Annotated in this window: 17 protein-coding genes; 13 read left to right on the top strand and 4 right to left on the bottom strand. The window is 57.1% G+C overall.

Translation table 11 applies throughout. The features are described from left to right. Positions 1-3 precede the first annotated feature (3 nt). From ACR0NE_RS15350 to ACR0NE_RS15335, 4 genes are all read left to right on the top strand, one after another. Positions 4-495: an LptA/OstA family protein gene (locus ACR0NE_RS15350; RefSeq protein WP_480459812.1), complete on the top strand. Its 492-nt coding sequence runs from the start codon at positions 4-6 to the stop codon at positions 493-495. Next, complete coding sequence (gene lptB / locus ACR0NE_RS15345) at positions 495-1,253, top strand: LPS export ABC transporter ATP-binding protein (RefSeq protein ID WP_170395315.1); 759 nt, start codon at positions 495-497, stop codon at positions 1,251-1,253. The genes ACR0NE_RS15350 and lptB overlap by 1 nt, the downstream gene beginning before the upstream one ends. Positions 1,254-1,505: 252 nt before the next feature. Then, the gene (gene hpf / locus ACR0NE_RS15340) at positions 1,506-2,069 is read left to right on the top strand and encodes a ribosome hibernation-promoting factor, HPF/YfiA family (protein ID WP_039541074.1); all 564 of its coding nucleotides are present in this window, start codon (positions 1,506-1,508) and stop codon (positions 2,067-2,069) included. A 59-nt stretch (positions 2,070-2,128) separates the two neighbouring features. Further along, positions 2,129-2,593 (top strand): PTS sugar transporter subunit IIA, encoded by a 465-nt coding sequence (locus tag ACR0NE_RS15335; RefSeq protein ID WP_170395318.1) that lies wholly within the window; start codon positions 2,129-2,131, stop codon positions 2,591-2,593. A gap of 70 nt (positions 2,594-2,663) precedes the next feature. On the opposite strand, the gene dalA is transcribed toward ACR0NE_RS15335, so the two are convergent. Beyond that, positions 2,664-3,179, bottom strand: coding sequence for a divisome-associated lipoprotein DalA (gene dalA / locus ACR0NE_RS15330; RefSeq protein ID WP_255611997.1), 516 nt, complete (start codon positions 3,177-3,179; stop codon positions 2,664-2,666). A gap of 169 nt (positions 3,180-3,348) precedes the next feature. Between dalA and ACR0NE_RS15325 the strand changes: the two genes are divergently transcribed. Together ACR0NE_RS15325 and ACR0NE_RS15320 are read left to right on the top strand one after the other, a co-directional pair. Continuing rightward, positions 3,349-3,948, top strand: a complete 600-nt coding sequence (locus tag ACR0NE_RS15325; protein WP_170395325.1) for a L,D-transpeptidase — start codon at positions 3,349-3,351, stop codon at positions 3,946-3,948. A 139-nt stretch (positions 3,949-4,087) separates the two neighbouring features. Next, a complete protein-coding gene (locus ACR0NE_RS15320; protein ID WP_010442520.1) occupies positions 4,088-4,270 on the top strand; it encodes a hypothetical protein in 183 nt (60 codons plus the stop codon). 76 nt (positions 4,271-4,346) lie between these two features. Here ACR0NE_RS15320 and hemH read toward each other — a convergent pair whose 3' ends face one another. Both hemH and ACR0NE_RS15310 read right to left on the bottom strand, forming a co-directional pair. Beyond that, positions 4,347-5,396, bottom strand: a complete 1,050-nt coding sequence (hemH, locus tag ACR0NE_RS15315; protein ID WP_170597162.1) for a ferrochelatase — start codon at positions 5,394-5,396, stop codon at positions 4,347-4,349. Positions 5,397-5,451: 55 nt separating this feature from the next. After that, entirely contained in the window at positions 5,452-6,282 is an 831-nt protein-coding gene (locus tag ACR0NE_RS15310) for a methyltransferase domain-containing protein (RefSeq protein WP_170515690.1), read from the bottom strand. Between ACR0NE_RS15310 and ACR0NE_RS15305 the strand changes: the two genes are divergently transcribed. From ACR0NE_RS15305 to ACR0NE_RS15285, 5 genes are read left to right on the top strand one after another with little or no spacing between them, the layout of a single operon-like run. Continuing rightward, complete coding sequence (locus ACR0NE_RS15305) at positions 6,263-7,027, top strand: double zinc ribbon domain-containing protein (protein WP_480459814.1); 765 nt, start codon at positions 6,263-6,265, stop codon at positions 7,025-7,027. The genes ACR0NE_RS15310 and ACR0NE_RS15305 overlap by 20 nt on opposite strands. 37 nt (positions 7,028-7,064) lie before the next feature. Then, on the top strand, positions 7,065-7,322 hold the full coding sequence (grxC, locus tag ACR0NE_RS15300; protein WP_170395334.1) for a glutaredoxin 3: 258 nt from the start codon (positions 7,065-7,067) through the stop codon (positions 7,320-7,322). Next, the gene (locus tag ACR0NE_RS15295; protein ID WP_170597163.1) at positions 7,322-8,152 is read left to right on the top strand and encodes a carbon-nitrogen hydrolase family protein; all 831 of its coding nucleotides are present in this window, start codon (positions 7,322-7,324) and stop codon (positions 8,150-8,152) included. Before grxC ends, ACR0NE_RS15295 begins: the two co-directional genes overlap by 1 nt. Before the next feature lie 14 nt (positions 8,153-8,166). After that, positions 8,167-8,607 (top strand): MarR family transcriptional regulator, encoded by a 441-nt coding sequence (locus ACR0NE_RS15290; RefSeq protein ID WP_170597164.1) that lies wholly within the window; start codon positions 8,167-8,169, stop codon positions 8,605-8,607. Between the two features lie 36 nt (positions 8,608-8,643). Beyond that, a complete protein-coding gene (locus tag ACR0NE_RS15285) occupies positions 8,644-9,333 on the top strand; it encodes a hypothetical protein (RefSeq protein ID WP_170597165.1) in 690 nt (229 codons plus the stop codon). Between the two features lie 71 nt (positions 9,334-9,404). On the opposite strand, the gene ubiG is transcribed toward ACR0NE_RS15285, so the two are convergent. Next, on the bottom strand, positions 9,405-10,151 hold the full coding sequence (ubiG, locus tag ACR0NE_RS15280; protein WP_170408667.1) for a bifunctional 2-polyprenyl-6-hydroxyphenol methylase/3-demethylubiquinol 3-O-methyltransferase UbiG: 747 nt from the start codon (positions 10,149-10,151) through the stop codon (positions 9,405-9,407). Positions 10,152-10,199: 48 nt separating this feature from the next. Here ubiG and pip point away from each other — a divergent pair, with 48 nt between their 5' ends. Both pip and ACR0NE_RS15270 read left to right on the top strand, forming a co-directional pair. Then, positions 10,200-11,177 (top strand): prolyl aminopeptidase, encoded by a 978-nt coding sequence (gene pip / locus ACR0NE_RS15275; RefSeq protein ID WP_170423351.1) that lies wholly within the window; start codon positions 10,200-10,202, stop codon positions 11,175-11,177. Continuing rightward, positions 11,174-11,986 carry an ABC transporter substrate-binding protein gene (locus ACR0NE_RS15270; RefSeq protein WP_170597166.1) on the top strand — a complete coding sequence of 271 codons (813 nt, stop codon included), beginning with the start codon at positions 11,174-11,176 and terminating at the stop codon, positions 11,984-11,986. The genes pip and ACR0NE_RS15270 overlap by 4 nt, the downstream gene beginning before the upstream one ends. Positions 11,987-12,127 lie beyond the last annotated feature (141 nt).

Below are 12,127 nucleotides of genomic sequence, written 5' to 3'. Positions count from 1 at the left end.
CTTGTGTTCGATTTACGTGTCGCCTTTTTGTGTCTAGCCGTGGCTGTCGGGGCCGCACCTGTTTCTGCACAAGAGGCTCAGGTGGCGTTCGGCTCGGTCAATGCCGACCCGACGCTGCCGGTCGAGGTGACGTCCGAGACATTGAACGTGAATCAGGAAGATGGATCGGCCGAGTTTATCGGCAACGTCATTGTCATCCAGGGTGAGATGCGCCTGACGGCAGACCGGGTTCTTGTCATCTATAACGAAGAACGCTCGGCCATCGAACGGATGGAGGCCACCGAAAACGTGGTTCTGGTCAGTCCGCCCGACGCAGCCGAGGGTGATTGGGCAGAATACACCATCGATTCCGGCGTGATTGAGATGAAGGGCAACGTGTTGCTGACGCAGGGCCCAAGTATCATCAGCGGCGACGAGATGATTGCAAATCTGACGACGGGAACCGCGACGATGTCAGGGCGTGTCAAAACCATTCTGCAACAAGGTGGCAACTGATGAACCGGCCCGAACTCTCCATCGCTGAAGGTTCTTCCGGTCTGAAGATCGAAAAGCTACGAAAGTCTTATCGCAAGAAGACCGTCATTCGCGATGTGTCCATGGAATTGAACCGCTCCGAGGTCGTAGCGTTGCTAGGCCCGAACGGATCGGGCAAGACCACCACTTTTTATTCTGTCGCGGGTCTGGTTTTCCCCGAAGCGGGCACGGTCACGATTGATGGGCAGAGCGTCACGACCCTGCCGATGTATCGTCGTGCCCGGATGGGGATCGGATATCTGCCGCAGGAGATGTCGATTTTCCGCGGGATGAGCGTTGAAGACAACATCGCTTCGGTTCTAGATATCACGGTTAAACATGCCCATCGCCGCAAGGAGCGGCTGGAAGAGCTGCTATCGGACTTTTCCATCGAACACCTGCGCCGAGCGCCTGCATTGGCATTGTCCGGCGGGGAACGCCGACGGGTCGAAATTGCGCGCTGTCTGGCCGCCGATCCGAAATATCTGCTGTTGGACGAACCATTTGCGGGTGTCGATCCGATCAGTGTCGGTGATATCCGGCATCTGGTGGCCGATCTGAAAAAGCGTGGCATCGGAGTACTGATCACGGATCATAACGTCCGGGAAACGCTGGAGATTGTGGACCGGGCCTATATCTTGCATGACGGCCAGGTTTTGATGTCAGGCACGCCCGACGAAGTTGTCGAAAACGAAAATGTTCGCCGGGTCTATCTGGGTGAAAACTTCCGTATTTCATAAGGTTGTGCGGAGATGCGCCTGATGCATGACGGAAATCACGTATATACACACCTGTTTTGATTGACTCTTCCCTCACCTCTTGGCTCAATTGGCATATGGCATTTCTTCGGTTCCAAACTGGATCTCGATCTCCCTTCGTTGAAGGGCCGGGCCAACGGCAACCGCAGAACATGCCGATACCCCCCACCCGATAAAAACAAGTCAGTTGCGTTACGCGACGTCAGAATGGGTGTGAATTGTGAAGGAGATCACATGCGTTACCAAATCAGCGGAAAACAGATCGACATCGGTGCGGCCCTGCAGACCCATGTGCAGACCGAACTGGGCGAGGTCGTGGGCAAATATGCCCAGCGGCCTACAGACGCCAATGTCGTCTTTTCCCGTTCGGCGCATGAATATGTATGCGAAACCACCGTGCATCTGTCGACCGGCCTGACCGCACAGGCCAAGGCGCACGCGACCGAGATCTACGCGGCATTCGAAGGCTGCTGCGACAAGATGGAGACACAACTGCGACGCTATAAGCGCCGCCTGAAAGACCACCATAAGGATCGATCCGAGCCGGTTGAACTCTTTGGCGCGTCCTCTTATATCCTCGCCTCTGACGAATCGGAGACGGCAGACGAACCCGAATCGCTGCAGCCCATGATCGTGGCTGAGATGGAAACCAAGATCCCATCGCTCAGTGTTGGTGAAGCCGTCATGCAGATGGAACTCGCTGGTGCTCCGGTACTGGTGTTCCGAAATGAGAACAAGGACGGATTGAATGTCGTTTATCGCCGCGAGGACGGCAATATCGGTTGGATCGATCCGTAACAGGCAAGACAAATCGGCCTGCCCCCGAATAGCCGGGGGCACGGCTTAGGAGCAAAATGATGGAGCTTTCGAGCATTCTAAAGCCAGAAGCGGTGCGTGTACTGTCCGCTGCTTCCAGCAAGAAGCGTTTGTTTCAGGAAATTGGCGATGTGGGCGCCGCGACGCTTGGGCTGGATGCTCAGACGATCGTAGACAGCCTGCTTGAGAGGGAGAGCCTTGGCCCAACTGGTGTTGGACATGGTGTTGCACTTCCGCACGCACGGCTTTCCGAACTAGAATCGGTTTCGGGTGTGTTTGTCATGCTGGAAAAGCCCATCGACTTCGGCTCGGTCGATCGTCAGCCGGTCGATTTGGCGTTTTCCCTGTTTGCGCCAGAAGAGGCGGGGGTTGAACACCTTAAGGCGCTGGCGTTGGTCTCGCGCACGCTGCGCGAGCAATCGGTCTGCGCCAAGCTGCGGGCCAACCCTGACCCGGTAAAGCTGTATGCCATTCTGACTGAAGCGCAATCGATGCAAGCTGCCTGATTGGCCCACTTATCAACAAAAAAAGCCCCCGATTTGTCGGGGGCTTTTTTTGTTTCTTTAGCTGGCGTGATCAGCCGCCGGATCCCATCTCCAGCGTCCACCAGATCTTGCCACCGCCTTCTTGGTGCCAGGCGAATCCCATCTGGGTGGCGCGCGGGTCCATGATCACGGCACGAGGACCGGGTTCCTGCATCCATGCGGCCAGCGTTTCGGTCTCGGTCTCAAAGGTTTCCGAGATCGCTTCACCCAGGAATGTACCGAAGTAACCGGCGCGCGCCGCGCGATCCAACGGAGACGAACCGTCCGAACCGAAATGCCATGGCCGATTCTGTCGCGCCATGTCTTTCGCATGAGTGGCGGCAGCTGCATTCAGTTGCGAGTTCAATTGGACCTGTTGCAGGCCAGATGCTTGCCGCAAGGCATTCACCGAATCCAGCATTCTGAACTGCAGCTTTTCAGGGTTGCCACGAATTTTGTACACGGATGGCAGCGGCCTGCCATCGGCGCCAATAGCGGATGTGCCCGAATCGGTACATGCCGCAAGTGCGACAAAACAAATCGCTAGTAGAGAAAGAATACGTGTCATGATCGGCCTAAATATTGTGTCGAGAAGGGAAATAGCCTGCTTGACCGCCCGGAGCAAACCTACAATGCCCCAACCTTGCGTGATTCTGCCGGTTTGATTTGCGACTGAAGCATTCTGGCCATAAAATGCCTTAGATTTTGCATTTGCTGTTAGCAGAGGACCGATCTCCATGGTCAAGAAACATATTCTTACATCGACGCGCCGGGGATTCCTGGCCGGTGCAACCGCCAGCTTGGCCTCGCCTGCGTTGGCTCAGTATATTCCGGGCGACCCGCTACGCCCCGCCCCGGAACCGGAAGCTCCGGTACGCCGCAATGTGTCGGGATTCCGTGCGCTGGACTGGCAGCCCTATTTTTCGAACACAAGAAACGGCGCCATTCTGGTGGATACCGTATCCAGAGCGCTGCATTATTGGTCAGATGATCAATCCGTATACAAACTGTACCCCTCTTCGGTGCCTCTGACCGAGGAATTGACCCGTCGCGGACGCACCAGTGTCATTCGCAAGGTGGAAGGCCCAAGCTGGTCACCGACGCCATCGATGAAAAAGCGCAACCCTGAATGGCCGGATTATATTCCGCCGGGTCCTGATAACCCGCTGGGAACACACGCTTTATATCTGAGCTGGAAGTATTATCGCATCCATGGCACCCACGATACGCGTAAAATTGGACGCCGGTCGTCGAACGGGTGCATTGGCTTGTTCAACGATGACATCGCCGAACTGTTTTCTATGGCTAAGGTCGGCACGCAAGTGTTGCTAATTTGACGACATTTTCGCGCACGAACCCGCTTGCGGGACAAGTTGCAATTGCAATCCGCCTGCATTGCTGATTAGAAAAACTCACGAGGTAAGTCTTAGATGCGTGGTTTCGCTATTGGGAATCGCGCAAATTCTGGAGGTTAATATGAAGAAACTCGTTCTCGCTGCTGCTCTGACCGCTGCTGCTTCGACCGCATATGCTGGCAACCTGGAAGAGCCGGTTGTTGAAGCACCTGTTGTTGTCGAAGAGACCCAAGGTTCGTCGCAGGGCATCATCCTGCCGCTGATCCTGCTGGTTGTTGTTGCCGCAGCTGTTGCAGCAAGCTAAGTCGACGAGACTTTATGCACTTAAAAGGCGGTGGTGCAAACCACCGCCTTTTTTCGTGTCTGGTGAAAGCGCGCGATTAGTCTAACCAACCACGCAGATTGTCTTCGATCACTTTACTCAGCGCGGCGATATGCGAATCATCGTCGTTAAGGCAAAGGATATAGGTGAACGATTCACCACCCGCCTCTTCGAAGCTCTCTTTGATCTCTTCGTTGATCTCTTCCAGTGTCTCAATGCAATCGGCAGAGAAGGCAGGTGCGATGACGGCGATGTTCTTCTTGCCCTGACGCGCCAGATCAGCCACGTGATCGACGGTGTAGGGCTTCAGCCATTCTTCAGGTCCAAAGCGCGATTGAAAGGTCGAGATCAGCTGATCATCCGTCCATCCCAGACGCTCTTTCAGTAGCCTTGATGTTTTCACGCATTGGCAGTGATAGGGGTCCCCTTGCTGCAAATAGCGCTGGGGCATCCCGTGATACGAGCAGACCAGGACATCCGGTTTTGTCTCCATATCTGCATAGGCGCGCTCGACAGAGCTCGCCAACGCATCGATATAGGCAGGTTCGTCGAAATAGGCCGGAACAGTTCGGCTGGCAGGCTGCCATGTCTCTTTCATCAACGCGCGGAAGAACTGATCATTTGCTGTAGCAGTCGTGGCACCGGCGTATTGCGGGTAGAGCGGGAAGAACAGGATGCGATCACAGCCTTCTTCTACCATCTCTCGGACCTTCGACGGAGTTGAAGGATTGCCGTAGCGCATGCAAAAATCCAGCATCACCCGATCGCCATACCGCTGCTGCATCGCTGCGCGCAGCTTGGCAGTCTGATCTTTGGTGATCGTCATCAACGGGCTTTCGCCCTTATCGTGATTCCAGATTGACTTGTACGCCTCACCCGAACTGAAAGGCCGCTTGGTCAGAATGATGCTTTGCAGAATCGGCTGCCACTTCCACGCCGGGTAGTCGATCACGCGCTTGTCCGACAGGAACTCGTTCAGATACCGCCGCATAGGCCAATAACTGTAGTCATCTGGAGTTCCCAGATTAGCCAGCAGGATGCCGACGCGGCCCATCTTGACCTTGGGATGGTCTGCAGGGGCATGGGTTGGACGAGTGGCATCAAACATTGAAAGCTTCCTGATTTGTGGTGTCTGGCCTGAGATATAGGGAAAAGGCCGGTCGTCAATCGGGCAGTTTGCCCTCATCCGTACCTAGCGCATCAGCCAGCCGCATCTTGGCGGATCCCGGACGCAAAGGTTTGGGTTGGCTGTCATCGGGGGCCCAGCCCGTCAGACAGATCAATTCAAATGTTGCCGCCAGGCGGCCCTGTGGCGATTTGTAATGTCCGGCATAGATGTCTTCCGCTTTGTCAAAAACAGCACGTCGGGTCGCGTGTTTCAGGCGATCGGCCAATGCGTTGGTTTCTCCCATCGCACGCAGATCACGCATCAGATGCAGCAGATCGCGGTATTCCGCAGACAGTGTCGCCTTGTCGGCGACGGGCAAAGCCAGCCCGGCCCGCTGCAGCAGCCCCCCCAGATCACGAAGCTCGGCCATAGGAGCAATACGGGGGCTGAGACCGCCAGTCACCTCGATCTCGGCTTGACCCAAGGCCGCGCGTAATTCCTTTAGGGTGTCGCCCCCTAAACATACCGCTAACAGCAATCCGTCGGATTTTAGGGCGCGATGGCATTGGATCAGTTGGCCGACCGGGTCGTTTGCCCAATGCAGTGCCATCGCATGTATCAAGAGATCATGCTCTCCTGGAGTTAGGTCGAGAACATCTTCATCCCTGATCACCCGGGCCTCGGGCCACAACCCCTCCCAGATATGGGGAAAGGGCGTCACGACGGCGGGTGCCTTAAAGGTTTTGTTAACCATGGACAGACGATCCTGCACTTCGTCTACAGCGGCACGGTGCAGGAAAAGCGCGTCGTCCCGCGCGCGGCTGCGGTGAAGCGCAAGGACGGCGCGGTCAAACAGAGAGGGTGTAGTGTCGGACGGAAGCTTCATAAGCCGCAAGTATCGCATTCGTCAGGGGATTCAAACCGCTGTCGAGATGATCTACCCACCGCGTTGCCTGTCCTGCGGAGCACTGACCGAATCCGATTTCGGCCTCTGCGGCGCATGCTGGCGCGACACGCCGTTCATCGGTGGCACCGTCTGCGAAAGCTGCGGCATGCCACTTCCCGGCGTGCAGGACGGACACCGGATTGAATGTGATGACTGCCTCAGGGCACCACGCGCGTGGCAGCATGGTCGGGCAGCGTTGCTGTATCAGGGGCGCGCGAAGGCACTCATACTTGCCTTTAAGCACGGGGATCGGCCTGAGTTGGCCCGCCCTGCCGCACGCTGGATGGCTCAAGCCGGGCAAGAGCTGTTGCACCCGAACATGCTGATCGCGCCGGTTCCGCTGCACTGGACCCGGCTGATCAAGCGTCGCTACAATCAATCGGTGCTGCTGGCGGGGCATCTGGGCCGGGAAGCGGAGTTGAGCGTCTGCCCCGATCTTCTGGTACGCACGGTACGCACCCCTGTTCTGGATGGAAAAACTGCGGTTGAGCGATCCCTTGCGCTGTCCAACGCCATATCTCTGCATCGAAAACGTGCACCCATGATCAGAGGCCGGGATATTCTTCTGGTCGATGATGTTATGACCTCGGGTGCGACGTTGGACGCCTGCGCGCGTGTCTGTCGCGCGTCAGGGGCAAATCATATTTTCGTGTTGGTACTGGCGCGCGTTGCCAAGGATGCCTAATTCGCCCAAGAATGTGCGAAACCCAAAGGGACGGAATATGAAGCCGGTAGAAATCTACACCTCGCCGCTGTGCGGCTTTTGTCATGCGGCCAAGCGGTTGTTGAAACAGAAAGGCGTCGAATTCAAGGAAATCGACGTGCTGATGCATCCGAAACGCAAACCTGAAATGATCCAGCGCGCGGCAGGAAAACGCACTGTGCCGCAGATTTTTGTGGGCACCACCCATGTTGGTGGGTGCGACGATCTTTACGAGCTTGAACGTCAGGGCAAGCTGGACCGCCTGCTGGCGGCTTGATGAAAACCGCTTTGCTGCAGATCACCGCGTCGGATGATCCGACCGAGAATCTGGACATGGTGCGAACCATGATGGCCGATGCGGCTGCGCAAGGTGCGCAGTTCATTCTGACGCCTGAAGTTACGAATTGCGTCTCAACCAGCACCACTCGGCAGCGCGAGGTTTTGCAGCATGAAGAGGACGATATCACTCTGGCGGGCCTTGGCGAACAGGCCGCCAATTTGGGTGTTTGGCTGCTGATCGGGTCACTAGCGATCAAAACGCATGATACCGATGGCCGCTTTGCCAACCGTAGCTTCATGATCGACCCGCAGGGGCAGATCGTGGCGCGGTATGACAAGATTCACATGTTCGATGTGCAGGTCACGGAATCCGAGACCTTCCGCGAATCGAAGAACTACCGCCCCGGCCAGAAAGCAGTGATTGCTGACACCGATTTCGGCAAGGTTGGTTTGACCATCTGCTATGACATCCGCTTTCCGCACCTCTATGCCGCTCTGGCGCAGGCCGGGGCACGGATTCTGACGGTTCCTGCCGCGTTTTCTCCCGTCACCGGCACGGCCCACTGGGAAGCGCTGCTGCGTGCGCGGGCGATTGAGACCGGCTGCTGGGTGCTGGCTCCGGCGCAGACGGGTGAGCACCCTAAAACTCGAGGAAAGACCCGTTATACCCACGGCCACAGCATGGTTGTCGCCCCGTGGGGCGAGGTGCTGATCGACGCAGGCACCGATCCGGGCATTCACTTTTTTGATTTGGATGATAGGTCTGTTACAGAGGCGCGTCGGCGCGTGCCTTCACTAACACATGTCCGCCCCTTTGACGGACCCTGATCCAGAACCGGACCATGACTGACGAAAAGAATGCCCTGGCGGTCACGCTGTTCAGCGAGATCCTGACCGCAGATCAGCTATTGCGCAATCGGCTGAGCCGGGTGCTGCCCAAAGGTATGGAAATCTCGCATTTCTCGGTGCTGAACCATCTGGTGTTTGTCGGCGACGAGCGCACTCCGGCGCAACTGGCCAGAACATTCCACGTGACGCGTGGGGCGATGACCAACACTTTGGCCAAGCTGGAATGGGCCGGATACATCCACATTCGCCCCGACTGGGACGACGCCCGCCGCAAGATGGTGGCGATCAGCCCTGCTGGCCGGAGGGCGCGCGATCAGGCGATTTCGTCGATTGCCCCGCTGATCAACCGCGTCGTTGGAGAGCTGGGGCTGGAGCGGGTCCGCAGCACGCTGCCCGTGTTGAGGGATTTACGGTTGCAGTTGGAGGGGGAGTAGGGGCTTTGCGCCAACTGCGCCAAAGGATCGCAAAAGATGACGGATGAAATTTGGGTTTCCGACATTACCGTCGGGATGGACCTGCAGAGGCCATTCCGGGCGCTTGTCCCTGATGATTTTCCTGAAGAACCAAGTGAGCGCTTCAAGGCCTTCAGGTGGCAGCCCGGATCAGGTTATCATGCGAACCTGTATCGTTGGCAGCGCCTCGGGGAACCGCTAGAGCAGCAGGATATCTTGCCGGATTTCTTTCAAGAGGTTGCACCTGAAGATCATGATTTTGAGCCTCACTACGGCAAGTATTCTCCTGTAATCGCGTTGTTTGGAATTCTCGCGGTCCGATCAGATGTGGCCGATGTCCTCAAGAACTTCGACTTAGGAAAAGGGGGGCTTTATCCCGTCAACCTATTCGAAAAAGACAAGATCACACCGATTGAGCAGAACTACTCGATCCTGTGGATCGCAAACAAATCAGGCACGCTGAACATTGCTGAGTCAAAGGGCCTTCTGCGTCGCCGACCCGATCGGGATGACCTTTTCCGACTTCCTGAATGGAAGGATGTCAAGCCGAGGGATGTTGTCTGCAATGCGGATGCGGCGTCCGGGATCGACATTTGGCGCGACCCGGGCGTACCACATCGCGTTTTTCTAAATGGGCGTCTCAAACACTCGTTGGACGAAGCTGGTTTTGCCTCAGCGTTTTACCTTCACCGTTTAGCCTTAAAATAATCAAGCGTAGGATGGGTTTTAACCCATCGCTTAAGATCGAAAACGCTTGCAAGATGGGTTGAAAACCCATCCTACCTAGGCTTCACACTCGCCGTCACGTAATTCACGCTCAAATCCCGGTCCGAGATCGACCAGCTCCACAGGATCGGGTTGAAGACGAACCCCTTGCGGTCCACCGGTTCCAGCCCGGCCTGGCGCAGCAGGTCGAACAGCTCATCCGGGGTGATGAACTTGTTCCACTCGTGCGTGCCGCGCGGCAGCCAACGCATGACGACCTCGGCCCCGATGATGGCCATCGCGTAGGATTTCGGGTTGCGATTGATGGTTGAGCAGATCAGTAACCCGCCCGGTTTCAGCAATTGCTGCGATGCGGTCAGGAAACCCAACGGATCAGCGACGTGTTCGACCACTTCCATGTTCAGCACCACATCGAACTGTTCGCCTGCGGCGGCCATGTCTTCGGCGGTAGTGTGGCGGTAGTCGATCTGTAGCCCCGATTGCTCGGCATGGATGCGCGCGACAGGCAGGTTGCCTTCGGCGGCGTCGGCGCCCACGACCGTGGCGCCCAAACGCGCCATCGGTTCGCTCAATAACCCGCCGCCGCAGCCGATATCCAGCAGGCGCAAGCCTTCGAAGGGACGCGGAGCTTTCAGATCACGGTCGAACTCGCCTGCGATCTGCTGTGTGATATAATCCAGGCGACACGGATTCAGCATGTGCAGAGGTTTGAATTTCCCATGCGGGTCCCACCATTCCGCAGCCATCGCCTCGAATTTTGCGATCTCGGACGGGTCAACCGTGTTCGGATGCGCTTGCATTCCTGTCTCCGTGTGCTCTTTTACGCTTAAGGACTATATAGGGCCGTAATGGATAAGTACCCGGACCAAAAGCGCGCAGTTCAATATCTTTACCCGCCGATCGATCCGTTTGATCAGCGCGTGGTCGATATGGGCGATGGGCACCGTATTTATGTGGAACAATGCGGTAATCCCAATGGGATACCAGTGGTGATCCTGCACGGCGGGCCGGGCGGCGGCTGCAGCCCGGCGATGCGACGGTATTTCAACCCGGATGCCTATCGGGTGATTCTCTTTGATCAGCGCGGATGTGGCCGGTCGCGGCCAACCGCGTCGGTCGAAAACAACACGACATGGCATCTGGTGGCGGATATCGAGCGTCTGCGCAAATTGTTCGACATCGAAGATTGGATCGTCTTTGGCGGCAGCTGGGGCGCGACACTGGCGTTGATCTATGCCCAAACACATCCAGATCGGATAAATCGGCTGGTATTGCGCGGCGTGTTTCTGGCCACACAGGCCGAACTGGACTGGTTTTATGGCGGTGGTGCGGGCAAATTCTGGCCTGAACAATGGGCCAAGTTCACCTCTCTCTTGCCCGAACATGAAGTAAACGACGCAATTGCGGCCTACAACAAGCGCCTGTTTTCGGGCGACCGCGCGACCGAGATCCTGTATGCTCGCGCCTGGTCACATTGGGAAAACGCTTTGGCCTCGATCCACACCAATGGGTCGGTTGGGGAAAGTCCCGGCGAATACGCGCGAACTTTTGCGCGGCTTGAGAATCACTATTTCACGAACAAGGCGTTTCTTGAGTATGACGGGCAAATTCTGGATCAGATGGACCGGATTGCCCATATTCCCGGTCACATCGTTCAGGGACGCTATGACATGATCTGCCCACCGCAGGCTGCATGGAACCTGTCCGAGCGCTGGCCCAATGCCGAACTGAAGATGGTGCGGCAAGCCGGTCACGCCCTGTCAGAACCGGGCATCAGCGCGGAACTGGTTCGGATCATGGATCGCGTGTCGGAGGAAACGGTATGACTCGCATCGACCGTCGCGCATTATTTGCCTCGGGCGCCGCCGCCGCTTTGCTGGCGGCGACAGGAGCGTCTCTGGCCGATACGCCGAAACAGGGCGGCACCTTACGGCTGGCGGTGCCACGCGACAATAGTTTGGAACAGGTGGCTCGGGGCGCAGTCTTTGACAGCCTGACCGAGATCGCGCCCGATGGTACCCTGCGCGGAGAGCTGGCTACAAATTGGCAGACCGATGCTGATGCGCGGGTCTGGAACTTTGATCTGCGCGACGATGCTGTGTTCCACGATGGCACCAAGCTGGACGTGAACGATGTACTGGCTGTTCTGGAAGATATTGGACAGGCCGAGGCCATTGCACCTGATCGTGTGCAGCTGCAATTGGCCGAGGGTAACCCGGGACTACCATTCTTGCTGGCTGGGTCACGGTTTGTCATTGCGCGAGGGGGCGTGACGCCACTGGCTCAGGCCAACGGCACAGGATGCTACCGGGTTGAGCGGGCCGAGGATGAACGCCATTTCCGCGCACGCAGGGTGTCCAATCACTACAAAAGCGGAACGGCAGGATGGGTTGATACGCTTGAGATTATCGTGATCCCGGACGCCGGAGTGCGGGCCGAAGCATTGCGCGATGGATATGTAGATATCGCAGCGCTCCCGGCTGGTGAGGAGCTAACCGCGCAACGCGGGCTGCGATATCATCCGTCTGAGACCGAGATGGCGTTGGCAATGGCCTCTCATGTCGGTATGCCGCGCCAGATCAGCCGGGCTGCGCTGGATGATGGGCGCATCGCCGAACGGTGGTGGCTGGCGTAAATTTGATCACGATTTGCGCCGGGGGTTGCAGACTCAGGAACTCCTGCGTATATGCAACTGCAACAGCGGCGCGTCGGACTTCTGGTCCGGGGCTCCACCGGAAAATTCGACGGGCCGCGCGCCCGTTTTTTTGTGCCCGAT

This window comes from Ruegeria sp. C9 (assembly GCF_056537585.1).
Note: the sequence above shows the minus strand (reverse complement) of the source record. Positions and strands in the feature narration are given on the sequence as shown.

Coding starts and splice junctions, on each gene's coding strand:
- ACR0NE_RS15270 (WP_170597166.1), top strand. CDS start 11,174: ATGACTCGCATCGACCGTCGCGCATTATTTGCCTCGGGCGCCGCCGCC.
- ACR0NE_RS15285 (WP_170597165.1), top strand. CDS start 8,644: ATGACGGATGAAATTTGGGTTTCCGACATTACCGTCGGGATGGACCTG.
- dalA (WP_255611997.1), bottom strand. CDS start 3,179: ATGACACGTATTCTTTCTCTACTAGCGATTTGTTTTGTCGCACTTGCG.
- hemH (WP_170597162.1), bottom strand. CDS start 5,396: ATGTTTGATGCCACTCGTCCAACCCATGCCCCTGCAGACCATCCCAAG.
- hpf (WP_039541074.1), top strand. CDS start 1,506: ATGCGTTACCAAATCAGCGGAAAACAGATCGACATCGGTGCGGCCCTG.
- ACR0NE_RS15320 (WP_010442520.1), top strand. CDS start 4,088: ATGAAGAAACTCGTTCTCGCTGCTGCTCTGACCGCTGCTGCTTCGACC.
- ubiG (WP_170408667.1), bottom strand. CDS start 10,151: ATGCAAGCGCATCCGAACACGGTTGACCCGTCCGAGATCGCAAAATTC.
- pip (WP_170423351.1), top strand. CDS start 10,200: ATGGATAAGTACCCGGACCAAAAGCGCGCAGTTCAATATCTTTACCCG.
- ACR0NE_RS15325 (WP_170395325.1), top strand. CDS start 3,349: ATGGTCAAGAAACATATTCTTACATCGACGCGCCGGGGATTCCTGGCC.
- ACR0NE_RS15335 (WP_170395318.1), top strand. CDS start 2,129: ATGGAGCTTTCGAGCATTCTAAAGCCAGAAGCGGTGCGTGTACTGTCC.
- ACR0NE_RS15290 (WP_170597164.1), top strand. CDS start 8,167: ATGACTGACGAAAAGAATGCCCTGGCGGTCACGCTGTTCAGCGAGATC.
- grxC (WP_170395334.1), top strand. CDS start 7,065: ATGAAGCCGGTAGAAATCTACACCTCGCCGCTGTGCGGCTTTTGTCAT.
- lptB (WP_170395315.1), top strand. CDS start 495: ATGAACCGGCCCGAACTCTCCATCGCTGAAGGTTCTTCCGGTCTGAAG.
- ACR0NE_RS15310 (WP_170515690.1), bottom strand. CDS start 6,282: ATGAAGCTTCCGTCCGACACTACACCCTCTCTGTTTGACCGCGCCGTC.
- ACR0NE_RS15295 (WP_170597163.1), top strand. CDS start 7,322: ATGAAAACCGCTTTGCTGCAGATCACCGCGTCGGATGATCCGACCGAG.